The following is a 25,692-nucleotide window of genomic DNA, read 5'->3' as shown; positions in this document are numbered from 1 at the left end:
CATTGAAAAAAGACACAGTTTTACGCAAAAATTGCGTTGACAATAAAGTATATAGTGCAAACTCAATGTTAAGATTTGCCAAATTTAAAGATAATACGTTTCATTTTGATCCTGAACATAAATTAGGAGGCCGAGGAGGATATTGTTTAAACGACGAACAAACTATTAATACAATGTTTAGTCATAAATACCTAAATCGCGCCTTTAGAATGAACATTCAACAAGAAATTTATAAACAACTAGAAGAAGAGGTGAAAATATGGCTTGCAAAACAAAAAGAAAATCAAATTTAGAAGACGTAAAAAGTCATTTAAAAAACGCTGAAATAAAGTTGCAAGATGGTGTTTTTTACTTTACTGGACCAATGACTATTTCGGACTTTAGTCAGTCAATATCAATCAAACCAAATGATGTTATTATGCACTTTTTCAAAAAGGGTATTGCTAAAACGCTGAACACATCATTAACTGAAGAAGAAATTGCTGAACTATGTTTAGAATTTGACTATGACTTTGTCAAAAGTGAAAATGTTAACGCCCAAAATGTTGTTGACTCATTGGTTATTAGTCATGAAGGGGCTAAACTTACACAACGCCCACCGGTTGTTACAATAATGGGGCACGTTGACCATGGGAAAACCACACTGATTGACAAAATTAGAAACTCAAATGTTATCTCAACTGAATTTGGGGGAATTACTCAACACACTGGAGCATACCAAGTAACACACAACAATTCAAAAATCACTTTCCTTGACACACCAGGACATGAAGCATTTACTGAGATGCGTTCAAGGGGTGCTAAAGTTACAGACATTGTAGTTTTAGTTGTTGCTGCAGACGATGGGGTAAAACCACAGACAAAAGAAGCGATAGCACACTCAAAAGCTGCTGGAGTTCCAATGATTGTTTTTGTTAACAAGATGGATAAGCCAAATGCTGATGGTGAAAAAGTTAAAGCACAACTTTCTGAAAATGATGTTGTTTCTGAAGAATGAGGAGGAGATGTTCAATTTGTGTATGGTTCTGCTCTTCAGGGTAAAGGAATTAACGAATTGTTTGATGCTATTTTTGTTTTAAGCGAAATGTTGGAATTAAAAGCTGATTTCGACCGTGAAGCAATTGGAACAATAGTTGAATCGCGTTTAGATAAAGGTAAGGGAGTGGTTGCAACAGTTATCGTTGAAAATGGTACATTGTTAACTCGTGATTTTATTGTTGCTGGTTCACAATATGGAAAAATTCGTTCAATGACAGACAGCGAAGGAAATGAAATTCAAAAAGCAACCCCTGGTATGCCTTGTGTTATTACTGGACTAAACAAAAACCCTTCAGCTGGGGACAAATTTGTTGGACTGAGCGACGAAAAATATGCTAAAAAACTAGCTGAAGAAAAAGCTTTTTTAGATAAGCAAAAAGAATTAAGCGAAAAAAATGTTGTTGTTGCTGATGGTGACAAAAAAATCGTTAACGTAATTATTAAAACTGACGTTCAAGGGGTGGCTGAAGCAATTAAAAGCGCTCTTTCAAAACTGGGAAATGATGAAGCAACTTTAAACATTATCCAAGCATCAAATGGGGATGTAACAAAAGCTGACGTAACACTTGCTTCAACATGTAACGGAATTATTTATGGTTTCAATGTGTCGATTAATGAAAGCGTTAAATCTCTTGCAGATCAAAAAGGTGTAGAAGTTAAATTACATAATGTTATTTACAAGATTGTTGATGAATTGGAAGCAAAACTAAAAGGGTTAAAAGAACCTGTCTATGAAGAAAAACAAATTGCTGAAGCAATTATTTTACAAATTTTCTACTACTCAAAAGTTGGAAACATAGCAGGATGTAAAGTGTTATCAGGGCAAGTAAAAGCAAATTCCAAAGTCGAAGTAATTAGAAATAATAAAGTTGTTTATAAAGGTGTAATTGACTCACTGAAAAAAGAAAAAAATGATGCAAAAACCGTTGATAATGGGTTTGAATTCGGTACCCATATCAAAGATTTTGATATGATTAAAGTAGATGATACATTAAAATTTTACGAGGACGTATTAGTTGAAGATGAATAAAATACAACACGAAAGAAAAGAGTCATTGCTAACTCAATTGGTAAGTAATGCTCTACTAGAACTTAAAGACTTTGATGTGACAAATGTTGCAATCAATGATGTGGTATTATCTAATGATGATCAACATGCAAAAGTGTATGTGACTTTGTTCAAAGACAAAGAAAGATACTATGAAAAATTGCAAGCAATGACACCTTTTATAAGAAGTGTCGTAGCTCAAAGTTGAAAATATTACAAAGTTCCACAGTTAATTTTTTCTTTAGATACAGTGGAACCTAAAGCACAAAGAATCGAAAAGATTTTGGCAGAAATCAAAAAAGAAAATGAATAACAAGTTTGATGCCATCGTTATTGGTGGCGGTCATGCAGGAATTGAAGCAACTTATGCGTTGGCAAAACGCAATCTAAAAGTTGCTTTAATTTCTTTAGATAGAACAAAATTGGCAATGATGCCTTGTAATCCTTCAATTGGTGGTTCAGCAAAAGGAATAATAACAAGAGAAATCGATGCCCTTGGAGGAATGCAAGGGTATTTTGCTGATATGGCAATGATACAAATCAAAATGCTTAACACATCAAAAGGTCCTGCTGTATGAAGCTTACGGGCACAAATTGACAAAGATAAATACTGCCAAATCATTTTAGAAGATATTCAAAATCAACCTAATATAACCTTGTTTGAAGATTTAGTAACTGACTTAGTAGTTGACAATGGTGTTTTAAAAGGTGTAATAACTCAAGAACATGGTGCTCTTTATGCAAACGCTGCTGTTATGACTACTGGTGTTTACATGAATAGTCGAATCTTGCAAGGAGATGATGTTAAACAATCAGGTCCTGACGGACAAAGAACTGATGTTAACTTGAGTCAAAATTTAGCAAAATATGGTTTCAGAATTCAAAGATTAAAAACTGGAACTCCTTGTCGTATTTACACAGATTCGATTGATTTTAGTCAAGTGGAAGAAGAACAATTAGAAGAAAATGAATTAAGTTTTTCAACAAGAAGTGGAATCAAGTTAGACAAGCAAACATCTTGTTGGCTGACACATACTACTGAGGAAACAAAAAAAATCGTTTTGGAAAATTTAGACAAATCAAGTATGTATTCAGGACTTATTGTTGGAACGGGACCAAGATATTGTCCTTCATTTGAAGATAAGATTGTTCGTTTTCCGGAAAAAATTGGACACCACATCTTTTTCGAACCCGAAACTAATCGCGGTGACATTATGTATATTAATGGACTTTCAACATCTATGCCAGTTGATGTACAAGATAGAATGATTAGAACAATACCTGGTCTAAAAGATGCTAGAGTGCAAAAATATGGGTATGCCATTGAATATGATGCAATTAACCCTTTAGATCTAAAAAGAAATCTTGAGACTAAACTAATACAAGGATTTTTTAGTGCTGGCCAACCTAATGGAACTAGCGGTTATGAAGAAGCAGCTGCGCAAGGTCTAATAGCTGGAATAAATGCTGCTAACTACATTCAAAATCGTGAACCTTTATATCTGGATCGTTCAGATTCATACATTGGAGTACTTATTGATGACTTGGTCACAAAGGGGACAGCTGAACCTTACCGTATGTTAACTTCTCGTGCTGAGTATCGCTTGTTACTAAGAAATGATAATGTTGATCAAAGGTTATCAAAATACGCTTATGAAAACTCAATGATTTCAGAACAAAGATATAAAGAAATAGTTAATAAATATCAGCTTATCGAGAATAAAATTCAAGAACTTAAAAATACGTTTGTAGGTTCAACTTCAGAACTAGGTAAAAAATACAATGTTGAACATGGACTTAGCTATTTAAAACTATTGGCACGTCCAGAAGTTGATCCTTATGATGTTGTTGGAAATTTCCCTTATATCAACGAATTAACTGTCAATGTGCGTTTGTTTGGATATATTGAAAAACAACAAACTCAAGCAGCAAAAATGAAACGTCTAGAAGAATTAAAAATACCTGAAGATATAGATTATTTTAAAGTTGAAAACTTGGCATACGAAGCAAAAGAAAAATTATCAAGGGTAAGACCAACAACCATTGGTCAAGCATCAAGAATAAGTGGAATTAATCCAGCAGATATTCAAATGTTAATGTTCCACATGGACCAAAAGAGAAAGAAAAATGAAGCTTAATTTGATTTGTGTAGGTTCTTTAACTGGAGATTTTCAAAATCTTTACGACTCTTATTTAAAAAAGTTAAAATTTTTTACAACTGTTAACTTGATTGAAATAAAAGAAGTTAAAGAAGATAATATTGAATTGAAAATTAAAAAAGAGACTGAAGCAATCTTGGCAAAAATTCCCAAGAATAGTGAGATATATTACTTTAGTTTACAAGGCAAACAATATAGTTCTGAGGAGTTTGCAAAAATAGTAACATCGAAAGATAATATAACCTACATAATAGGTGGCTCGAATGGAGTGGATGAGAGCTATTTTGACAAGAAAATAAACTTTTCTCCTATGACCTTTCCACATCAACTTTTTAGAGTAATGGCAATTGAACAAATTTATCGTTCTTTTGCTATAACAAACAACATTAAGTATCACAAATAATCGCGTGATACTTTTTTTATTTTCCGACTCAAATAATACTCATTTTGAGTACTTTTTTACCGGTAGAGTATAACATTAAAAATAGTGACAAAAGTCCATGTGAAACAGTTTGTATGTTGGTTGTGGTATAATTATGAAGCCATGAGAATGATAACCTTGTAACCTGGTCAGGATGGAAACATAGCAGCCATATCGAGAAGTGTTGTGTCTTGTGGTTTTTTATTTAAAAGGAGCAATATGTTTTTTATAAACAAAGCCTTAATTCCATTATTTAATAAACCACATCATTTTGTATTGCTTTATAAAAACCCGGAGATCGCAGTGTGAACTCAGTTGTATCGAAAAGACGCATTTGACAAAAAACCTGAGTGAACAACTCTTGAAGAATTTGTGCCTAATGCTAGTCAGTACGATAAAGAAAACTTTACCAATTTTTACATTGATCCTTCATTTTTCTTTGTAAGTGGCAGTGAAATTTTTGATAAAACTATTTATCCCGACAATGACTGAGACTTTAAAAAAGAAGAAAACAACTACATAGGTTCGCAATTAGTTGTAGAGTTAATGAGATCATTTTTAAACTCATTGGCTGAAAATGAACCAAGTGGATGCATAGTGTTTTATGAACAAGACGTTCAATCGAAACAATTTGAGATTAGACCATATTACATGTGTATAAATGTCGAATTAGCGCAAAGAGATCGTCAAGAAATAGAAAATCAAACTGAAGACAATAAAGAAATTTTTACTAAATTTTTAGACCAAGTTTTTGAAAAAGAAATTGTTTCAGCAAATGAAATTTGACAAACAAATCCTAACGTTCAAACATATAAGGCGAGATTGAAACTTTACACACAGCACTTTATAAAAATAGCTCAAAAAACAGTCAAATAATTTTATTAAATTAGACACCGTCGCTTATGCAAGTGTCTGATTTTTTTTTTTTTTTGCAGTGTAAGTTTAATAATAACTTGTATAAAAAAGATTTACGTAACCCCATTTGGTTAATAAAAAAGCATTTAGACACAATTGATTTCTAAATGCTTTTTGATCTGAATTTTACTTGAAATACAAATTACAGATTTCTAAGAATTTGTTTTTTTGCTCATCCTCTAATTTTGAATAACAAACAGAAAGAAGGAATTCTAGTTTTTCCTGGGCTGTTATCTCGCTTTTTCATTCATAATAATTTAGCTGATAGAAAACTAAAACAAAAAAGTCGAAAGTTCTAATTGACAATTTGGCTTTTGTTTGTTGTGAGTGAATCGAAAAATGCAAATTATTCATTGTTAGCTGTATTGTCTTTTGTTTTTTTCCTCATGATCAATTTGTTCTAAATAGAAAAGGTAGACTAGGATTTTCTTTGTTTAAAATTTTTTCATTCAAATCTCTAACATTATTGATATTTATTTTTGATATTACGTGATTTCTATTTATAAGTCTGTTCATTCTTAAAAAAATAAACAAGAGAATAAACCAGAATAAAGGAAACAGCAAAATATAGATTATCAATAAAGTATTTGTTAAGATTTCGCTTTCTTCAGAATTAAAGAATTCAATAGTTCAATAAACCAAAGGAATTTCTAAGATCAAAAGTAGAAAAGTAAACAATAAAAACTTCATAAGGCTTGCTTTTGCTATTTGTTTGCTAACTCAAAAACTTTTTCGTTTTGATAAATCTAACATTCTTCAGGTTGGTAGCTTATAAAAATTTATTCCTTGAATTATGAGTATGCAACCCAAAGCATAAAGTGTTATAAGATTATAATTCATTATTTTTTTCTTCCTTTTCGCAATTGATAAGATTTCTACCAATCATCTCAATCGGAACTTTTATATTTAAATAATTTAATATTGTTGGAGCAACATCGCATAGTGATCCATTACCAAGATTTATATTTTTGTCACTTGTAACAAACATGACAGGAAAAGTAGTGTGCTTTGTAGCTGGTTTATTGTTTTCGTCTTCAGTTAGTTCAGCATTTCCGTGATCTGCAGTTATAAATCAAGTGATATTTTTATTGTTTTCAACGTAATCCAAAATTCTAGCAAATTGAGTATCTAAAATTTCTATTGCTTTGATTGTGGATTGTAAGTTCCCTGTGTGTCCTACCATATCAGGATTGGCATAATTCATAACCACAAAATCAGTATTTTCTACATTTTCCAACAATCGATCTGTGATTTCTTTAGCTGACATTTGTGGGGCATTAGCATAAGATTCCACTTTTAATGAAGGAACCAAAATTCTTTGTTCTAGTGGGTATTCAACGTCTTTTCCACCATCAAAAAAGAAAGTAACGTGTGCATATTTTTGAGTTTCTGCTAGTCTTAATTGTTGTATTTTGTTCTTAGCTAAAACTTCACCTAAAGGAGAATTTACTATCATTTCTTCAAATGCAATTTGAGTATTCAAACCTTCGTATTTCATCATCGATACAAAATTGTCAATTTTTACTGCATTCTTTGGAATGTAATTGTAAAGATCTGAACCAATAAACATATGTGTTAATTGTCTTGCTCTATCTGGTCTAAAGTTAAAGAAAATTATTGAATCTGAATCACGTATGAACTTTCCATTTCTGTTTTGTGCAGGAATAAAAAATTCATCATAAATATTTTTACTATATTGTTGCTGAATATAGCTATTTACATCATCATAAGCATTACTGCATTCACCCACTAAAGCATCAAAAGCCTTTTGGTTGCGATCAAACATTTTGTCACGATCCATTGCATAAAAACGGCCACTAATTGAACTTATTGGATAACCAAATTGATTACTTAATTTTATTAGCGTGTCAAGTGAATTTTTTATTGACTGAGGTTTTGTGTCACGACCATCTCCAAAAATATGAATAGACACGTTTTTTAAACCTTTTTGGTGTACTAGTTTCATTAATTCAAACAAATGTGTGTCAAGTGAGTGAACTCCACCATTACTCAACATACCAATCAAATGCAGTGTTTTTTGTGTCTTTTTGACTGATTCAATGACATCCAAAAAGACTGAATTATTTTTAAATTCTCCTGTTTCTATTTGATTATTAATTAAAGAAAGTCCTGTGTAGACAATACGCCCGGCACCGATATTTAAATGTCCTACTTCACTATTACCAATTTGCCCTTCCGGCAAACCAACAAATTTTCCTGATGCTTGCAAGATCGAATTAGGATACTCACTTAGTAATTTATCAAAAGTAGGATGCTTAGCTAAAGCAAAAGCGTTACCTTGCTTTTCCTTTCTTATTCCTAGTCCATCAATTATTGTTAAAATGATTTTTTTATTGTTTTCCATATAAAAAATTATAATAATTAAAACATTGTAAGTAAAGGAATTTTTATGAATAAAACAATCAATATTTGTAACGAAGAAATAAATTATTTCATTGAAATTGATGACACAAAACCTTATGTTCTTTTTATTCACGGATTTGGCGATTCATTGAATATCATGCGTTCAATTGAAAGAATTCCTAATCGTGATTTCAATATTGTTGCTTTAGATATGCCTGGATGTGGTAAAAGTAGTTGAAACACTCGGCCTTTGACTTTAGAACACTATTTCGAAGTAGCCAAGACATTTATAAAAGAAGTTTTAACAGACAAAGAACTATACATTGTTGGACACTCGCTAGGTTGTTTGAGTACGTTATATTGTTTAAAACACACACATGCTAAATATGGATTATTAGTTGCTCCAGCACATTATGTTCTAACCAAAGCAAGAAAAGAGTTCGGATTGAAATTTTTAATCCCTAAAACAACAGAAGATGCAATAGAATCCTATCTATTACTGAGTCACAAATATCAGGAACAAATGAAAAGAAGTGCAAATATGTATGCTACTAGTGTGGTTGATAAAGATCAAACTCGCTACAAAAAATTTGGATGAATGATAGAAAACCAAATGTTAAATCTAGACTACACATATAATAACTATTTCAATCTTTTTGCTGGCGTTGATAATTACAAAATAGTAAGTGGTGATAAAGATTACTTTACTAACATATATGAAATTTCTTTAGTTGCTTACCAACAAAATAAAGAACTAACAATTCTAAAAGGTGCAGGTCACGCGGCCTTTTTAGACTCAGGACAAGAAATCTATGAGCAAATAGTAAAAATGACAAAAGAGCACTAAAGACTGGAAAAAAGACACAGAATTACCTTCTTTTGTTCTAGCTACAAACAATATAATCAAAAAAGATTTTCTTTTTATTATAATTTAAGTAAACAAGGGTGCTCGAAAGGGCTGAGATTATACCTATAGCTGATCAGGATAATACCTGCGTAGCTCGTTTCTCAATTTTATACAAGTATTGCACTCCTGTTATCAACGGGAGTTTTTTATTTCCTTGTTAGCAAAACTTGTTTGAGAAAAGGTAAATTTTTTTATCAATATTTTTAAAGGAATGCAAAATGACAAAATTCAAAAAGGCCATTTTTTCTCTACTACCTTTAGCTGCTTCAATAGCTGGAATTAGTGCCGTTTCAGCTGCGTGTGCCAACACTGAAATTGACAAATGAGACAAAGACATTACTATCAATGTCAGTTGAATCAACGACGGATGGCAAGGAACAGAAGCAGAAAAAACTTATGTTTCAAAATTGACAGAAGAATTTAACAAGTTAAAAAATGCTGATGAGGAAACAAAACAGTTTCCAGACGTGAAATTCAAAGTTTCTCAAGGTGAAGTGGGGATTGATGACTTGAAAGCAAACAAGGCAAATGCTGACATTTTTGTTGCTTCTTATGCTAAATTTGCAGATTCACTATCAGATAAAAGCAATATTGACACAAACACCTTGCCTGTGGTGGGGCAAACAGCAACATGAAAATTCTCATGAACAATTGGTGATAATACTGCAAGATATACTGATGGTTCTGAATCTGACCCACTAAGAATTCAAGCTGAAAACGAAAACCAAATTCAATTAGCTAATAGTGATCTAGGTGAATATTACACTTGAGATGCTAATAATCCTAAGTACAAGTGAAATGGTTCAGTTTACAACATTTTCTACGACAAATCAAAAACTGACTTCACTTTCTACTACCGTGGTGCAATCTTAATGAGTGGAGATGATGCCCAATTAAAAGCAATTAAAGATGCTTGAGACACAAAAGACTTTAACAAATTTATGAGTTATGGTCTGGTAGTCGGAAAAACAAAAAGTGCTGGAAAATATAGATTCCAAGTAGCCTTGCTTGCAAAACACTTTGGTAAAACTACAGAAGAAGTAAACAAAACAATTCTGACACTGAAAGAAAACAACAAAGTTAAACAAGGTGATGCAAGTGATTTACTAGGTAAAAATGGATTTAATATTGCTTTTGATGATGAAGGTTCATTCAACTGAACAAAATCAGATGGTTCTAAATTTAAACCAAGTGATGCTAATGCTAAAATTCGTGTTTTAACATTGACTGAGGCAGCTCCATATGACATCATTTTAGGAAGAAAGAACTTGAATCCAGTACAAGCAAAACTAATTGCTAAAGCACTTTCTTCAATCAAAGGTGAAGAAAATACACTAGGAGTCTTCACAGGATACAACTACTTCATGAATCCAAAGAATTCAGACTTGTATAAAAAATTATTTGATATTTATTTAGCAGCCAGCGATCCAACTAAGACAATCACTGACATGCCATCTGTAAAAAGTTATGAGTAAAAACAACAAGTTTATCGAGTTCCAGAATGTTAGCTTAAAGTATCAAAATACTAATCAAACAATATTGCAAAACTTAAACTTCAGTATCGATGAAGGCGAAATGATAGCAATAATCGGTCACTCTGGTGTTGGTAAAAGTACTCTATTCAAAGCATTTGTCAAAGCAGTACAAATTACTGAAGGAGACATTTTCATCAACGGCAACTCATTTAATTCTTTCTCTAAAAAACAACTAAAAAGCTTCATTAAAAGTATTGGTTTTTTGACACAGAAAGCAAACTTGATAAACACAGACACCGTTTTTAATAATGTAAAAAAGTCAGCTGTGGATTTTAAAAATCCCTTCATGGCTTTTTTTAGTTTATTATCAAGAAAGCAAAAGGTTGAAATATTTTCAACTTTAGATAAATTAGATATTCTTGATAAAGCATTCTATCGTGTTAGTGATCTAAGTGGCGGGCAACAACAAAGAGTTGAAATTGCAAAACTTTTAATTCAACATGCAAAATTACTTCTTGCTGATGAACCAACATCTAGTTTGGATAATGCTACATCTAATGAAGTCTTAACAATGCTAAAAGAAATCAATCAAAAAAATAAAACTACAATTCTGGTGAATATTCATGATTTGAGTATGGTAAAAAAATATTTCACTAAACTTATTGTTTTACAAAAAGGAAAACTAGTTCTATGAGACTCAACAACCAACATCAGTCTAAGCGAAATGAAACAACTAGTAAACAAAACTACTTAAAATTTGTCTATCGATTATTTTTTTACTATGTAGAATCACCAAAAGCCAAAACCACAAAAAAAATTCGTCCGCTTTGAATCCACATTGCCATTTTTATTGCTCTTGCATTTATTATCTTTCTTTTTTCACTCAATAATTACTCATTAAATTACAATAGTTTTTCTGTATTCCGAGAAAATGTGAAGAAAATTTTCACCTTTTCAAATGTTTCCGACTTAAATGGTTTTGACCAAAATTTGGTCAAGTTAACTTTTAAATATTTAGGAACAACCCTACAATATGCACTCGCCGGAACATTCATAGGTTTTGTTGCAGCAATCATTTCTGCTTCGTTAAGTTCTAAAAATTACAACAACAAATATGTCTCATTCTTTGCTCGCTACTTTGTTTTATTTTTAAGAAGTATTCCAGAAATTGTTTTTATAACTCTTTTCAATCTTTCTTTTTATAGCAAATTAGCCTTGATATTAATATTTTTATGATTTAGCTGGCTGTGATTACACAAATATTTTATTGAAGCTATTGATAACTTAGATAAAACCCCTTATTACATTGCTCGCCGACAAGGAAAAAGCCACAGTAAAGCATACTGTAGTGAAGTTATGCCAAGATTATTTAACAGGTTCATGTCTCTTTATTTATATAGTTTTGAATCTAACATGCGTTGAGCATCACTGCTTGCGGCTTTAGGTGCTCCTGGGATTGGTCAATTGATTTATCACAGCACCGAATTAACGCAAAACATGAGTCAGTTAGGTATCCCATTAGGCATCCTGCTGTTAGTAGTTATTGCATTAGAGGCAATTAATTTAGTACTTAAAAAACATGTTTTTGAAGTTAAATCCAGAGACATTAAAACACGCAATTACAATCAATTAGCAAAGCAATGAGACTGAAGATTACTGATAAAAACACTGATTTTTATTTTCAGTATAGCTATTGCTGTATGATCTTTTGCTACAATCAACTTACAGAAAATGACTGCTTCAGCAACACTTTCTAACTTTTTAAAAAACATTTTTACTCCTGACTGAAATATTTTCGAAAACGTTTTAGAGCCAAACTTTTTTGAAAGTAATTTTGGGATGTTAGTACAGAGCTTAATGTTAGCAGTGATGACATTGACAATAACACTCGTTCTTTCTTTTGCACTAGCACCTTTTGCAACAACAAGACTTTCGAAATCAGGCTCAGTTTATTGCTCAAAGTTTTTCATTGCATCACTAAGACTCATTCCAGAAATCATTATTTTCTTTATTTTTAAACCTATTATCAACGATGCAACAACACTTATCATTTTCATTTTAGGAATATGTTCGATGGGCTCATTCACTAAACAATTTGCGGAAATGATTGACAATGTCGATGAGGAGATTATTGCTAATTTAAAAATGCAAGGCTGGTCAAAATCAAAAATTTATTTCAGATATGTCTTGCCTAGTGTCAAAAAAGATTTAGTTAGTTTAAGCTTATTCTACTTTGAAAACGCCTTTAGAAATATTATTACATACAGTGCAATAGTTGGTCAGAATATGATAATGGGTTACAAGATTTCTAATCTATTAAATGAAAGAGGAACTCATTTATCTAAAGCGGCAGCAATTATGTGAATAGCAACGGCAGCCATTTTTGCAATCAATATTTTGAGTGAAATTATAATTTGAAGAATTAACACTATTAGCTATGACATAAGCTACTGACAAAAATTAAAAATTATGTTCACTAAAAAAAGCCACTCTTTTGTAAAAATAATAAAATTGAAGAGAGGTAAACATGAATAAGTACTGAAATTTAAATAAAGGCGACGAAATCAGAGTAATTGCCCCTTCAAGAAATCTTAATTTAATAGGTAAACCTAACACTGACCTTGCTATAAAAGCACTAGAAGAAATGGGCTTCAAAGTAACTTTTGGTAAAAATGTTTATGAAAACGGAAGACGTTTTTCATCATCTATAGAAAGTAGAGTTAATGACATTCACGAAGCCTATCAAGACAAAAATGTTAAATTGATTTTAACAGTTATAGGTGGGTTCAATTCTAATCAATTACTGCCTTACTTGGACTGAAGTTTGATAAAAAATAATCCAAAACCTTTGTGTGGATTCAGTGACATTACTGCCTTAATTGTGTCAATTTATGCTAAAACTCAAAACATTAACTTCTACGGTCCTCATTTTAGTAGTTTTGCAATGATTCAAAATTCAGAGTTCATTAAACAACAATTTAAAGAAATGTTTTTAGAAACTGACGAGCCATTCAAAATGAAAGAGTCAGACAAATGAAGTGACGATATGTGATTTTTAGATCAAGAGAACAGAGTTTTTGAACAAAACACGAAAAGATTTGTTATTAATCCAGGAATAGCACAGGGAAAATTATTTGGTGGTAACTTATCAACCATTGCCTTAATAAGAGACACGGAATACTGACCTGACTTAAATGATGATATGATTTTCTTCACTGAATCAGTTTCGGCATATTCTTATGATGAATTTGAAAGAATGCTAGTATCATTAACACAATCAAAATGATTTAAAAACGTTAAAGCTTTAATGATCGGAAGAATGCAAAACGGTTCAAAACTGAGTCTTGAGGAAATCAAAGAAATTATCGACAACATTGATGTGTTGAAAAACATTCCTGTTATTGCCAATTTAGATTTTGGACACACAATGCCACTAAGTATTTTACCTGTTGGTTTAGAAGCTAAACTTGATACAAGTAAAGAAGATTTTCTAATTGTCGAAAGATAGAATTATCACTCATTATGAGTGATTTTTTTATTTTTCTTTTGAGAAATTAAGAAATAAAAAACACTCTCATTTGAGAGTGTTGATCACGTTAATGATATGGCTGCCCTTGTTAGATTCGAACTAACGCATGGCGGTACCAAAAACCGCTGCCTTTCCGCTTGGCTAAAGGGCAATTTATGGTGGGAGGGGAGGGATTCGAACCCCCGAACCGTAAGGAAGTGGGTTACAGCCACCCGCGTTTGGCCGCTTCGCTACCCTCCCATTTCTATTGCTTTAATAATTATACACAATTTTAATTTTTTGTGAAATTTTTTGTTCATAAAGAAAAATAGCCCCTAAAGGCTATCTCGCTAATTATCAAATGTTGACTCTTTTTTCTGGAGACATATACATTGGATCGTCTTCAGTAATATCGAATTCTTTGTAAAAATCATCCATGTTTGCAAGTTGTATATTTGCTCTTAATTTTGTAGGAGCATGAACATCGGTTTGAAGCAAGTTTTTAGCAGTTTCCAGTAAATATTTTGCTCTTCAAATAGTTGCATAATTAATCATAAACTCTTTAGCATTAAAATCTTTTTCTAATTTAGCTGCTTCATATGCACAAGCAACTCCACCATTATCAGCAATGTTTTCACTGACAACTAGTTTTCCATTACATTTACCTGCAAAAGTTTCAACACCATCAAATTGAGCAATGATTCCCTGTGCCTTTTGTTCAAAGTTTTTTCTATCTTCATCAGTTCATCAATTTACCATGTTTCCATTTTCGTCGAAATTTGCACCATTATTATCAAAGGCATGGCTAATTTCGTGAGCAATAACAACACCAATTCCACCAAAATTTTGTGAACTAGTTTGTTCTAGTGAATAGAAAGGAGCTTGTAAAATAGCGGCTGGAAAAACAATTTTATTTTGAGTCGGACTGAAATAAGCATTAACTTCACTAGGAGACATTGATCATAGTTTGTTGTTTGAATCTTTATCTACATTATTTAATACTCACGCTGTTTTAAGTTCAACAAAATTTAAAACGTTTTCCAGTAAGTTTGAACCCTCTTCATATGTTTTAGTTTTCATTAAATCATAGTAAGATTCAATTTCATCAGGATACCCAATTGACACTTCCATAGTATCTAATTTTTTTAGTGCCATATTGATTGTATCTTTTGACAATCAAGTGTTTTTTGCTAGACGTTTTTTGTAAATTTCAATCATGCTTTTTGTTAAGTGCTCAACGTCAGCTTTGGCTTCAGGACCAAAGAAATGCAAACCATAGTAAGTTCCTACTGGCATTTTGAAGAATGATAAAGAACTTAGTAATGCAATTCTTTCTTGACTTTCAGCTTCTTTTGAACCGGTAAATGCTCTTCTGAATTCACCAGCAATAATTCTTAATTCATCAGAAAGATAAGCTGAGTAACTTACTAATGTTGCGATGTATAATCTTGCTTTGTAATTTTCAAAATTATCATCAGATAACAATGTATCAATTTCATTTACAAACTTAGGATATCCAACAACAACCATTTCAGGTTTTTTGTTAATTGTTTGTTCAATTAACTGAGCTAAATTAACTTTTGAAGATTTAGTTTTAAGCTCTTCAAGTGTGGTTGGATTGTAAAAATTAGTGTAAACAGCTGCGTATTCAGGCTCTATTGATAAAGGTAATAAAGTTTTGTCGAAAGCAAAGGCTTTTTGTACCATTTGTTTTGCATCTTGTTCGCTTTTGCCAACAAAAGCAAGCAATTTAATAGCCATTTTTTCATATGCATCTAATAGTTTAGTTTTTCTTTCTTCTTCTTGGTAAGGTTTAGTTGAACCTAAAATCAAGCTGTTTGGAAAAACAAATAGAACTTGTTTTTTCGAATTTTTGAAATCTGCTTCTACATCAAATTCAACCGGAACATACAATCCTTTTAGAACAAGTAAACGATAATTCTCAAAAACATCTTTAAATGAGTGCAATTTTTCAATTTCAGCAAGTAAAGGTAAGATTGGTTTTATTCCTAGTTCTTGACGCTTGTTTCAATCTAAAGACATTTTAAAAAACTTAACAAAATTTTGAATTTTAGAGTCATTTGGAACTGATTTTTCGTCATTTTTTCAGTTAAAAAATAACTCTTTTAGCTGTTCTTCAACTTTGTCGTAGATGTCAACAAATGAACCGGCAGATGTACGATCAGGCTTGATTTGAGTTTTTTCCATTCACTCTTTGTTTATTTCTTCATAGAAGTCAATTTTAAGTTTATTGGCATCGTATTTTGACATTATTATTTCCTTTCTTCATCAACTAATTCTTTCGCTTTTTCTAAAGCCACCGACAAGAATGTAGTAATTCCACGGTTTTGCATTGTTGCTCCATACAGTCTATCTACTCTTTCCATTGTTCCTTGACGGTGAGTAATAACTATAAATTGAGTATCTGCTTTCAGTTTGTGCAAGAATTCAGCAAAACGAATAACGTTAGCTTCATCAAGAGCAGCTTCAACCTCATCCAAAATACATAGTGGCAGCGGTTTAGCTTTAAGGATAGAGAATAATAGAGAAATTGCAATTAGCGCTTTTTCTCCCCCTGAAAATAGTTTTAAATTTTTGATTGATTTTCCTGGTGGTTGAGCAATGATGTCTAAGCCTGAATCTAGAAGGTTATCGGGTTCAGTAAAACGAATTTCAGCCATACCCCCACCAAACATCTTGTTAAAAACATACTTGAACTCATTATTGACCAAGTTGACGGTGTTCTTAATCTTAGCAATGATCATTTTGTCCATTTCGTCAATAGCTTGATTAATTTTGTTTACTGCTTCAGTTAGTTCATCTTCAGTTTTCTTGTGAATGTCATAACGTTCTTGAACTTCTTTTACTTGCTCGATTGCTTGAAGGTTAACATTACCTAGCTCTTTGATTTCTTGTTGTAGTTGAAGAACAATTTTCTTAGATACTGAATAGTCAATTTCTGGGTTGTAGTATTCTTCTTTAGCAACTTCAAATGTTAAAGAATATTGTTCACTTAAACGTCTTGCAGCTTGTTGAATAATTGCTTCGTTTCTTGTTTTTTCAATCGAAACACGGTTAAATTGCTCGCTTTCAAAACGATATTTGCTGTCTAATTTTGTTTTCTTATCAATAATTAGATTTAAACGTGCATTAACAGCATTTTGGTGCTGCTTTGTAGTTTCTAAAAGTGCTTCTTTTGCGCTTTTTTGACTAGCTAAAATTTCTATTGACTCAACGAAATTGATATTTTCATTCAGTTGTATTTTCTCTTTTGCTAGTGCTTCATAACGAACTGTTAATTCATCAAATTCTTTTGTGTCTTTTAACACGTTTTCATTGATTTTAACTGCTTCAATCATTAATTCGCGAGCAGCACTAGTATGTTTGTTGTACTGTAATTCTAATTCTTGTACTTCAGTCTCGAAACGCGTAATTTCTTCTTCAATATTTGGTAGTAAGTCTTCAAGTTTTTTGATATTTTCATCTAATTGGAAAACGTTGTTAGTTTGTGGTGCTTGTCCTCCAGTAATAACCCCACCAATACGAATGATATCTCCTTCAAGAGTAACAATCATGTATCTTTTTTCAAGAAGTTGTGAAATTTTTGTTGCTTCATCAATGTTATTAGCAAGGATGATGTGTCCCATTAGAAAGCGTTTTAATTTATCAAATTCAGGTTTAGTGTTAATAAAATCCGCAAGAACTCCCACAAATCCAGGGTGTGTTTTTGCAACTCTTATATGGTCTTCACGAATACTTCTTTCACTAATTGAAGCAAGGGGGATAAATGATGTTCTTCCACCTTTGTTTTTCTTCAAGAATTCAATTGCTTCAACAGCTGTTTTGTCATCAGTAACAACAATGTTTTGAAGTGCATTAGCTAAAACCACTTCGACAGCTGTTGCATATTGAGATGGAACTTCTAACAGCTGAGCAACTGTTCCTTTAAAACCTTTAAATAAATGTGAGTGGTCTAAGATTAATTTTGTTGCACGAGCAAAGTTTAGACCATTATCTTTCATATCTTTAAGGTTGCTAATTCTTGCTTGCACATCACTTCTTTGCTTGTAAACAACAGATCTTTTGTTTTTTACTTCATATATGTTTTCACTAAATTTAAGTGCTTGTGAAGATTCTGTTTGTGACTTTTCTTTGTAATCTTTTTCTAATTGTTTAAAGCTGATAATTCTAGCATTAAGTTCTTCAATTCTTGCTTTTAGTGTTGAAATTTCTTCTTCTTTCGAAACATTAATTTTTCCTTGAAGAATTCATTCTTGTTGTTGTTTTGTGCCTGCATCACGAAGTTTTAGATTAACAATTTGTTCACTAATTTCTTCAATTTCTGAACGCAATTTTTCAACTTCGGAATCAACATTGGTTCTTTCTTTTGAGACAACTGTTGCTTCATTTTCTAAAGCTTTAATTTCGTCACTTAATTGTTTAAGAACTTCTTCACCTGCTCCATTTTCATTTTGAATTTTTGAATTTTTGTTTTGTGCTTGGTCAATTTCGTGAACTAAAAGACTGATTTCTACATCTTTCAATTGGTTGCTTTTTTCAATGTATTCTTCAGCTTTTGAAGCTTGTCTTTTTAGTGGAGTAAGTTGCTTATCTAATTCTTGAACTTTAGCTGCAATAACATTCAGTGATTCCTCAGTCTTTTGAAGCTTACTTAGTGCTTCTTTTTTTCTTGTTTTATACATGCTGGTTCCAGCCGCTTCTTCAAAGAATTCTCTTCGTCTTTCAGGAGTAGCTTCAGCAACATCGCTAATAGTTCCTTGGCTAATAATAGCTAGCGAAGATTTAGAAATACCAGATTGCATTGCAATCTCTTTAATATCTTTCATTCTTGCTAGTTCGCCATTGATGTAGTACTCGTTTGAACCTTTTCCACGGTTAAGAACACGGCTAATAGTGAAGACATCGTGTGGAATATTTACTGCTCTATCACTGTTGTCAAAAGTTAAAATAACTTCTGCTCTTTCCATTGGTTCTTGACTCTCAGAACCAGCAAAAATAACATCACTCATTGTGTCACCACGTAATGCTTTTGAGCTAGTTTCTCCAAGAACTCAACGAATAGCATCATTAATATTACTTTTTCCTGAACCATTTGGCCCAACAATAGCAACAATTCCTCCGTCAAATTTTAGAGTTACACGATCAGCAAAAGATTTAAATCCATGTGCTTGTACTTCGATTAATTTCATATTAAACTCCTAAACTTTCTAAAGCGTGAAGAGCAGCATTTTCTTCAGCTTCTTTTTTACTCTTACCTTCACCCGTTCCATAGACAGTTTTATTGCAAAAAACTTTCGAAATAAAACCATTCTCATTGGTAAGAGTTTCATAGTGAATAGTTTTCTCAGCAGATTGCATATATTCTTGAAAAAGTGACTTAGGATCTTTATTTTCTTTTTTAACTAATTTATCAAGAGCAGGATAAATAGTTTTTTGTAAAACTTTTTCTACACCATCAAATCCGATTTCTAAGTAAATTGCAGCGATTAAAGACTCAAAAAGGTCAGCATTAGCTTTCTTAGAATCTTTTAATCCTGTTGCTCCTTTTGAGACACGCAATAAATCAAACAATTTTAACTCGTGACTTATTTCGGCAATGAAATTAGTTTTGACTGTGGCAGCTCTAAGTGTTGTTGCTTTTCCTTCAGTCAAACTCTGAAAATGATTGAATATATACTCAGTAACTTTTAGTTGTAATACTGCATCGCCCAAAAACTCGTGGTATTCATATGATTGCTTTAATTGATTTTCATTTGCAAAAGTGCTATGAGTAAAAGATATTACGAAATTGTCTCAATTTTTGACTTTATTAGCATCAATATCAAAATTACTCAACAAATTTGATACCTTAGTTTTAAATTCTTCAAAAGTTCAATTATTCATTTTGCTCCATGGTTTGTTTAATTTTATTTACCACGTCATTTTCCAAGGCTAATTTAATTTGATTTAAAGCACCTAAAAAAGCTTTTTCATCACTCGCTCCGTGTGACTTTAAAACTATCTTATCAAGACCAACAATGAAGGCTGAACCAACGTTCCGATAATCAAATTTTTCTTTGATTTTGTAAAACGGTTTACGCAAAATTAAAGCACCAATTTTAGTGAAAAAGTTTTTTGTAATTTCTTTTTTTAGCAATCTTCCAAATGTTAAAAAACTTGTTTCCATAGTTTTCAAAACCATGTTTCCTGCATAACCATCAACTATAACAACATCACAAATATCCTTGAATAAATCTTTTGGTTCCACGAAACCAACATATTCATAATTTAATTTTTCGAGCGTTTTAATTTGTTGATTTGCTTCTTTAGCTCATTGTGGTCCTTTATAGTCTTCAGAACCAATGTTCAATATTCCTACACGAACTTTATTGTTGTTAAAAAGTACTTTACTAAATTCAGAGGATACACTTGCTCACTGAGTCAAATATTCAGGTTTTGTGTCTAAATTTGCACCAACATCAAGCAACAATCAGTGCCCGTCAATTGCTTTTGGTATCATTGGCATAAAAGCGGGTCTAGAAACATTAGGAAGCCTCTTGATTTTTAGCATAGCCATTGCCAAATACGAACCGGAATCCCCGCTGCTTAACAATGCTTGTGCATCACTGTTATTTAAGTAATTAATGGCATCCAACATTGATGAAGGCTTTTTAATAACATCGCGAAGGTTATCGCTTTTTTCTAACAAGATTGGCGAGTGATGAAACTCAATGTTTGTTGCTAAAGGTTTGTTTAATTGTTTCAAAATTGTTTCATCACCAAATAGAACTAATTTAAATTGCGGATTCGCATTAGCAAAAGAATTTGCTGCTTTCAAAGCTTCTAAACTTCCATTATCATTGTTTAAAATATCAAAAACTATTTTTTTCATATTTATTATTCAACACTAATGTAGTAAGGGTAAAGTGCCTGTCCACCAGCATTGATTTCAACTTCGATTTCATAATTAGTTTGAATGTAATTTTTTAATTCTTGTGCGTCAGCTTCACTTGCTTCCTGACCGTAGAAAATGTTAACAATTTCGCTATCATCATCAATCATTGAGTCAAAAAGACTAATAGCAGCTTGATTATGCGTTTTATGAGTTGAAACTACTTTGCCCTTTGAAATTGCAAGATATGAACCTTTTTTAATCTTAACACCATTCAATTTAGTGTCTTTTACAGCATAAGTAACTTCAGCGGTTTTTACTGAACGAACTGCATCTTTCATATTTTCTTCATTATCTTTAGCACTAGAATCTTCATTAAAGTTTAAGGCAGCAGCAAGTCCTTCCATTTGGTTTTTAGTTGGAATAATAACAATATTTTTCTTACCACTAATTTGCGAAGCTTGTTGTGCTGAAAGAATGATGTTTGAATTATTTGGAAGAATGAAGACAGTTTTAGCATGAATTTTTTCTATTGCTTTAAGAATATCTTGGATTGAAGGGTTGTTAGTTCATCCTCCTTCAATTACAATGTGTGCTCCATATTCTTTGATTAAATTTGTAATACCTTCACCAGAGTTGCATGAAATTAATCCACATTTAACTTGGATTTTTTCATTATTTTCAGTTGTTTTTTTGGCTTTTTCAGCATTTTCTTTTGACTTGTTTGCTTGTTGAGTCATGTTTTCAATCTTGATTTTAATAAACTCACCCAATGATTGCACTGAATTTAAAATATTTCCAGGTTTAATTGCATGAACGTGGACTTTTAAATATGAGTCATCTTGAACGACAACAATTGAATTTCCATGTTTTTCTAATTTTTTAACCAAGTAATTTTTATCGAAACTATGTGGTTTTTGTAATTCAACAATAAATTCAGTACAGTAACCAAATTCACCATCAAAAACTTCATTGTCATTGATAAATTTATTAATGCTGTCAGTGCTTTCTTTCTCTTCAACAGGATTTCCAGATAAGTATGCTGAAATACCTTCAAAAATCTTAACTAGACCTTCTCCTCCTGAGTCAACAACTCCAACTTCTTTTAAAATTGGTAATAGTTTAGGGGTTTTATCACAACTTTGACGAGCGTATTCATAAGCTTTGCTAAAGACATTAGAAATTTCGGCCGAAGCCAAAACATTTTTAGCAAGTTGTTCGCTAGTTTCACGAATAACTGTCAAAATTGTTCCTTCAACAGGTTTTAAAACGGCTTTGTATGCTGTTTCTTTTGCTGATTTAAATGCTTGAACAACTTCTGATGCTGTGGCTTGTTTTTTATTTTTAAATTCGTTAGCAAAACCTCTAAATATTTGTGAAAGAATGACTCCCGAGTTTCCTCTAGCACCCATAAGCATATTTTGTGCAACTAAGTTAGCAACGTAACTAAGTTCTTGGCACTGACTATCATCTATTTGCATCAAGGCGTTTCGCGCTTCTTGGATTGTTGCATTCATGTTGGTTCCAGTGTCTCCATCAGGAACAGGGAAAACATTCAATGCGTCTACTTGGTTTTTATTGTTACTTAAATTGTTTGCCGCGGATATAACTGCATACTTTCAATCTTTTCCGTTAATAGTCTTCATTATTCAATACCTCTAATAAAAATATTCAAATTTTGCAAGCTCATTTTTTGTTTTTCTAATCGATAGATAATTCTTTGACTAATTTCATCCGCTAGTCCTTTTACACTAACGCTTGAAAGAATTATCAAAGCAATTTTGATGCTTACTTGATTTTCGTTAATGTTGATTTCAATTCCTTTGTCAAAATCATTTTCTAATGTAGTTGCAGGTTCATCAAAATTAAGCGACGAAAAGCCTATAACTCCTACAACTCTTGATACAATTCCAGTGATTTGTTCTTTGATGTCTACTGTTTTCATATTTGAGAATTATACCACACCTCCTTTTTTCTGTTAGGTATAACCTAACAAGCTTCCTAAAGACTCAAAAACAAAAACAAGTGCCTTTTTGTGTTAAAATAATACATATTATTCGAATAATCTATACGTAAAGGAGTTTTAAATGCCAGGAAAAGATCAATTAACCGGTAAAAAAGCTCTAAGCGGTAACAAAAGATCACACGCTCTAAACGCTACAAAAAGAAGATTTGATCTAAACTTACAAAAAGTTACTGTCTTAGAAAATGGGCAAAAGAAAACATATCGTGTTACTGCAAAAACTGCAAGAACATTGAAAAAATATGGACTTACAGCTTAATTAAAATTCATGAAATGATGTGTCGCTTAGGCGGCATTTTTTATTGCTTGTATAATTAGAAAATATGGAATTAAATAACGTGATTAAATTTATTAATTTTTCAGGATCTTATACTAGTTCAAAGTCAGCACAACTCCACAACATAAATACAGAAATTCAAAAAAGTGATTTTTTAGCAATTATTGGACCTTCAGGAGCAGGAAAAAGCACTTTTTTAAATGCTATTTTCAAAGAATTAAAGTCAGTAAGTGGAGATATAGAATTTGAAAATATTTCAATTTATAAAATGACTAAAAAGCAACGCAAAAACATGCTAAAAAATATTGCTTATTTTTCACAAGAAAATATTCTGATCGAAAATGATACTGTGCTAAAAAGTATTGCTCGTGAGTACTTTTTCAGTTTTCTGACTGCTAAAAGGTTTGATAAAATAAATTCAATTTTAAAAGAATTGAATTTAGCAGACAAAAAATATGAGCCCATTGCTAAATTGAGTGGCGGACAAAAGCAAAGACTGCAACTAGCAAAGCTATTTTTAAAGAAAAAAGATCTTTTTTTAATTGATGAACCGACAAATAATTTAGATATAAAAATGAGTGATATTTTTGTTGAAAAATTGCAAAAATTACATAGCGAACAAAATATAACTATAGTGGCAATAATGCACGATATCAGTCTTGTTAAAAAATATTTCAAACATTATATCGCTATAAAAAATGGCACAATTTTCAGCCAGGGAAAAGTTCAATTATTATCTGAACAAGAGATTCAAAAAATCTTCGAGTAATATTTCAAAAGCAGTCATTGACTGCATTTTTTGTATCTTTTTACTTACTTTTTGTCTCTCAAGAGATTGAAAATGCAAAGCAATATATTAAAATTTAAATAGTTAAAATAAATATTAATTACTTAAGGTTCAAGAATGGAAAAAATATATAAAGATTCAATTATTTTCGGTATGGATAATTCTTGAGAATTAGCTCAAGAAATTGGACAAATTTTAAATATTGAGGTTCAAAAGCCAAAAAAAACTGTCTTTAGCGATGGCGAAAGAATGATTTCTAGTGAAATAACAGTAAGAAATTTAAACACTTACGTTATTTGTAATACTGGTTCACCAGTTAACGATAACTACATGGATATTTTGATTTTTATTGACTCGCTAAAGAGAGCAAGTGCAAAAACTATTAATGTTGTTATGACTTACTATGGCTATGCACGTCAAGATAGAAAAGTAGACGGAAGACAACCAATCAGTGCCAAGTTAATGGCCGATTTATTACAAACTGCTGGAGTCACAAAACTTATTACTGTTGACTTGCACAACTCATCGATTCAAGGTTTTTTTGATATTGCTCTAGATGATTTAAAAGGACAATTAATTTTTGCTGAAGAACTAAGAAAACGCGAGCATAAATTTACTGTTACTAGCCCTGATCATGGTGGTGCTGTTCGTGCACGTCAGTTGTCAGAAATTATTTCTCATGATGTGCAAATTGCAATTGTTGACAAAAGAAGAACTGCTCCAAATGTGAGTGAAGTAATGGGAGTTTTAGGAGATGTTAATAACAAGAATGTTGTTATCATCGATGACATTATTGATACAGGTGGAACAATCATCAAAGCAGCCCATGTTTTAAGAGAAAATGGCGCAAAACAAGTTATAGTTGCTGCTACTCACGGAATATTTTCAAAAGGTTTTGAAATGTTTGAAAATGATGATGTTATTAGCGAAGTTATCATCACTAATTCGCTAGCAACAGAACACTTAAAAAAATTCAAAAAAATCAAAATTCTTTCGCTTGGTTTCTTATTGGCTCATGTTATAAAATCAAACATTGAAAGAAAATCAATAACAGGAATTTATAATGCTTTCAAAACAGAAAACTTCGAAGATTTTTCTTAATTATTTACCCAACTTAAGCAACGATCAAATTGATAAACTTTATCAATATTATGAAATGATTGAAGAAAAAAATCAAGTTATGAATTTAACTGGTTTCACCGATGAAAGACTAGTCAAAGAAGGCTTGATTGAATCAATTTTACTGCTTGAAAAAGCTTTCGACTTATCTGAAAATAAAGTTTATACTCTTGCAGATATTGGTGCAGGAGCTGGTTTTCCTAGTGTACCTTACTTAATAGTAAATAAAGATAAAGTAAAATTGAGCGTAATCGAGCCGATGCAAAAACGATGTTTGTTTTTAAAGGAAGTATCACAGAAATTAAATCTAAATATTGAAATAATAACCAAACGCGCCGAAGACGTAAAAGACAAAAAGGAATATTTTGATTTAGTAACAGCACGCGCAGTTACAGAATTAAAGAAACTTTTAGAAATAAGCTGTCAGTTAGGAAAAATAGGTTCACAACAAGTTTTTATTAAAAGTAAAAATATTAATCAAGAACTACAAGATTCAGAAAAAATAATAAAAACACTGAAAATAAACACTGAAATCAACACTTTTTACTTTGAAAACACCCGTGAAAACAACTTGGTGAAAGTGTATAAAAAAAATTCAGCCCCTGAGTCTTATCCTCGTCCTTGAGCAGTCATTAGCAAAGAAAAATAATAATTTTAGATAGAGTTTCAAAAAACTCTATTTTTTTGCATTTTTTTGCATTTTTTTGAATTTTGCTAAAATATTATTATTTATTAATAATAAACACCAAAAGAGGTAGA

23 protein-coding genes, 2 tRNA genes and 1 other RNA gene are annotated in these 25,692 nt (G+C 31.6%); 16 read left to right on the top strand and 10 right to left on the bottom strand.

All coding sequences use genetic code 4. The features are described 5' to 3' along the window. The first annotated feature begins 2 nt into the window (after positions 1 to 2). The 7 genes from ACSH40_RS02725 to ACSH40_RS02695 all read left to right on the top strand — a co-directional run bounded on the left by ACSH40_RS02725 (position 3) and on the right by ACSH40_RS02695 (position 5,542). Entirely contained in the window at positions 3 to 293 is a 291-nt protein-coding gene (locus ACSH40_RS02725) for a DUF448 domain-containing protein (protein WP_438341465.1), read from the top strand. Beyond that, complete coding sequence (gene infB, locus ACSH40_RS02720) at positions 260 to 2,068, top strand: translation initiation factor IF-2 (RefSeq protein ID WP_438341464.1); 1,809 nt, start codon at positions 260 to 262, stop codon at positions 2,066 to 2,068. Before ACSH40_RS02725 ends, infB begins: the two co-directional genes overlap by 34 nt. After that, positions 2,061 to 2,399, top strand: coding sequence for a 30S ribosome-binding factor RbfA (gene rbfA, locus ACSH40_RS02715; RefSeq protein ID WP_438341463.1), 339 nt, complete (start codon positions 2,061 to 2,063; stop codon positions 2,397 to 2,399). Before infB ends, rbfA begins: the two co-directional genes overlap by 8 nt. Beyond that, the gene (gene mnmG / locus ACSH40_RS02710; protein ID WP_438341462.1) at positions 2,392 to 4,224 is read left to right on the top strand and encodes a tRNA uridine-5-carboxymethylaminomethyl(34) synthesis enzyme MnmG; all 1,833 of its coding nucleotides are present in this window, start codon (positions 2,392 to 2,394) and stop codon (positions 4,222 to 4,224) included. Before rbfA ends, mnmG begins: the two co-directional genes overlap by 8 nt. Further along, positions 4,214 to 4,648, top strand: coding sequence for a 23S rRNA (pseudouridine(1915)-N(3))-methyltransferase RlmH (locus ACSH40_RS02705; RefSeq protein WP_438341461.1), 435 nt, complete (start codon positions 4,214 to 4,216; stop codon positions 4,646 to 4,648). Before mnmG ends, ACSH40_RS02705 begins: the two co-directional genes overlap by 11 nt. Before the next feature lie 131 nt (positions 4,649 to 4,779). Beyond that, positions 4,780 to 4,876: signal recognition particle sRNA small type (ffs, locus tag ACSH40_RS02700), an RNA gene on the top strand. A gap of 9 nt (positions 4,877 to 4,885) precedes the next feature. Then, positions 4,886 to 5,542 carry a hypothetical protein gene (locus ACSH40_RS02695; RefSeq protein ID WP_438341460.1) on the top strand — a complete coding sequence of 219 codons (657 nt, stop codon included), beginning with the start codon at positions 4,886 to 4,888 and terminating at the stop codon, positions 5,540 to 5,542. A 165-nt stretch (positions 5,543 to 5,707) separates the two neighbouring features. Here the strand turns inward: ACSH40_RS02695 and ACSH40_RS02690 are convergent, their stop codons facing one another. Further along, positions 5,708 to 6,034 carry a hypothetical protein gene (locus ACSH40_RS02690; RefSeq protein ID WP_438341459.1) on the bottom strand — a complete coding sequence of 109 codons (327 nt, stop codon included), beginning with the start codon at positions 6,032 to 6,034 and terminating at the stop codon, positions 5,708 to 5,710. 376 nt (positions 6,035 to 6,410) lie between these two features. Further along, positions 6,411 to 7,946: a 2,3-bisphosphoglycerate-independent phosphoglycerate mutase gene (gene gpmI, locus ACSH40_RS02685; RefSeq protein ID WP_438341458.1), complete on the bottom strand. Its 1,536-nt coding sequence runs from the start codon at positions 7,944 to 7,946 to the stop codon at positions 6,411 to 6,413. Positions 7,947 to 7,991: 45 nt separating this feature from the next. On the opposite strand from gpmI, the gene ACSH40_RS02680 reads away from it, so the two are divergent. The 5 genes from ACSH40_RS02680 to ACSH40_RS02660 all read left to right on the top strand — a co-directional run bounded on the left by ACSH40_RS02680 (position 7,992) and on the right by ACSH40_RS02660 (position 13,835). Next, positions 7,992 to 8,792, top strand: a complete 801-nt coding sequence (locus ACSH40_RS02680) for an alpha/beta fold hydrolase (RefSeq protein WP_438341457.1) — start codon at positions 7,992 to 7,994, stop codon at positions 8,790 to 8,792. 278 nt (positions 8,793 to 9,070) lie between these two features. After that, complete coding sequence (gene cypl / locus ACSH40_RS02675) at positions 9,071 to 10,327, top strand: ABC transporter thiamine pyrophosphate-binding lipoprotein p37/Cypl (protein WP_438341456.1); 1,257 nt, start codon at positions 9,071 to 9,073, stop codon at positions 10,325 to 10,327. After that, entirely contained in the window at positions 10,320 to 11,081 is a 762-nt protein-coding gene (locus ACSH40_RS02670; protein WP_438341455.1) for a phosphonate ABC transporter ATP-binding protein, read from the top strand. The genes cypl and ACSH40_RS02670 overlap by 8 nt, the downstream gene beginning before the upstream one ends. Positions 11,082 to 11,260: 179 nt before the next feature. Continuing rightward, a complete protein-coding gene (locus ACSH40_RS02665; RefSeq protein ID WP_438341454.1) occupies positions 11,261 to 12,862 on the top strand; it encodes a PhnE/PtxC family ABC transporter permease in 1,602 nt (533 codons plus the stop codon). Beyond that, entirely contained in the window at positions 12,855 to 13,835 is a 981-nt protein-coding gene (locus ACSH40_RS02660) for a S66 family peptidase (RefSeq protein WP_438341453.1), read from the top strand. Before ACSH40_RS02665 ends, ACSH40_RS02660 begins: the two co-directional genes overlap by 8 nt. Before the next feature lie 97 nt (positions 13,836 to 13,932). Here the strand turns inward: ACSH40_RS02660 and ACSH40_RS02655 are convergent. The 8 genes from ACSH40_RS02655 to ACSH40_RS02620 all read right to left on the bottom strand — a co-directional run bounded on the left by ACSH40_RS02655 (position 13,933) and on the right by ACSH40_RS02620 (position 22,672). Further along, positions 13,933 to 14,007, bottom strand: a tRNA-Gln gene (locus ACSH40_RS02655). Positions 14,008 to 14,012: 5 nt separating this feature from the next. Then, a tRNA-Tyr gene (locus ACSH40_RS02650) sits at positions 14,013 to 14,096 on the bottom strand. A gap of 93 nt (positions 14,097 to 14,189) precedes the next feature. Next, positions 14,190 to 16,106: a M13 family metallopeptidase gene (locus ACSH40_RS02645; RefSeq protein WP_438341452.1), complete on the bottom strand. Its 1,917-nt coding sequence runs from the start codon at positions 16,104 to 16,106 to the stop codon at positions 14,190 to 14,192. Between the two features lie 2 nt (positions 16,107 to 16,108). Beyond that, positions 16,109 to 19,045, bottom strand: a complete 2,937-nt coding sequence (locus ACSH40_RS02640; protein WP_438341451.1) for an AAA family ATPase — start codon at positions 19,043 to 19,045, stop codon at positions 16,109 to 16,111. 1 nt (position 19,046) lies between these two features. After that, on the bottom strand, positions 19,047 to 19,739 hold the full coding sequence (gene rnc, locus ACSH40_RS02635) for a ribonuclease III (RefSeq protein WP_438341450.1): 693 nt from the start codon (positions 19,737 to 19,739) through the stop codon (positions 19,047 to 19,049). Further along, positions 19,732 to 20,727, bottom strand: a complete 996-nt coding sequence (plsX, locus tag ACSH40_RS02630) for a phosphate acyltransferase PlsX (RefSeq protein WP_438341449.1) — start codon at positions 20,725 to 20,727, stop codon at positions 19,732 to 19,734. Before plsX ends, rnc begins: the two co-directional genes overlap by 8 nt. Positions 20,728 to 20,732: 5 nt before the next feature. Continuing rightward, positions 20,733 to 22,373, bottom strand: a complete 1,641-nt coding sequence (locus ACSH40_RS02625) for a DAK2 domain-containing protein (RefSeq protein WP_438341448.1) — start codon at positions 22,371 to 22,373, stop codon at positions 20,733 to 20,735. Further along, the gene (locus ACSH40_RS02620; protein WP_438341447.1) at positions 22,373 to 22,672 is read right to left on the bottom strand and encodes an Asp23/Gls24 family envelope stress response protein; all 300 of its coding nucleotides are present in this window, start codon (positions 22,670 to 22,672) and stop codon (positions 22,373 to 22,375) included. Before ACSH40_RS02620 ends, ACSH40_RS02625 begins: the two co-directional genes overlap by 1 nt. Positions 22,673 to 22,814: 142 nt before the next feature. Between ACSH40_RS02620 and rpmB the strand changes: the two genes are divergently transcribed. The 4 genes from rpmB (at position 22,815) to rsmG (ending at position 25,582) form a co-directional block, all read left to right on the top strand. Further along, the gene (rpmB, locus tag ACSH40_RS02615; protein ID WP_438341446.1) at positions 22,815 to 23,009 is read left to right on the top strand and encodes a 50S ribosomal protein L28; all 195 of its coding nucleotides are present in this window, start codon (positions 22,815 to 22,817) and stop codon (positions 23,007 to 23,009) included. Positions 23,010 to 23,073: 64 nt separating this feature from the next. Further along, a complete protein-coding gene (locus tag ACSH40_RS02610; protein WP_438341445.1) occupies positions 23,074 to 23,796 on the top strand; it encodes an ATP-binding cassette domain-containing protein in 723 nt (240 codons plus the stop codon). Between the two features lie 135 nt (positions 23,797 to 23,931). Next, positions 23,932 to 24,915: a ribose-phosphate pyrophosphokinase gene (locus tag ACSH40_RS02605; RefSeq protein ID WP_438341444.1), complete on the top strand. Its 984-nt coding sequence runs from the start codon at positions 23,932 to 23,934 to the stop codon at positions 24,913 to 24,915. Continuing rightward, on the top strand, positions 24,878 to 25,582 hold the full coding sequence (gene rsmG, locus ACSH40_RS02600) for a 16S rRNA (guanine(527)-N(7))-methyltransferase RsmG (protein WP_438341443.1): 705 nt from the start codon (positions 24,878 to 24,880) through the stop codon (positions 25,580 to 25,582). The genes ACSH40_RS02605 and rsmG overlap by 38 nt, the downstream gene beginning before the upstream one ends. The last annotated feature ends 110 nt before the right edge of the window (positions 25,583 to 25,692 follow it).

Source organism: Mycoplasma sp. 3341 (assembly GCF_051549855.1).
In the GTDB taxonomy this organism is placed as follows: Bacteria; Bacillota_I; Bacilli_A; order Mycoplasmatales; family Metamycoplasmataceae; genus Metamycoplasma.
This window is presented reverse-complemented; position numbering and strand designations above follow the sequence as displayed.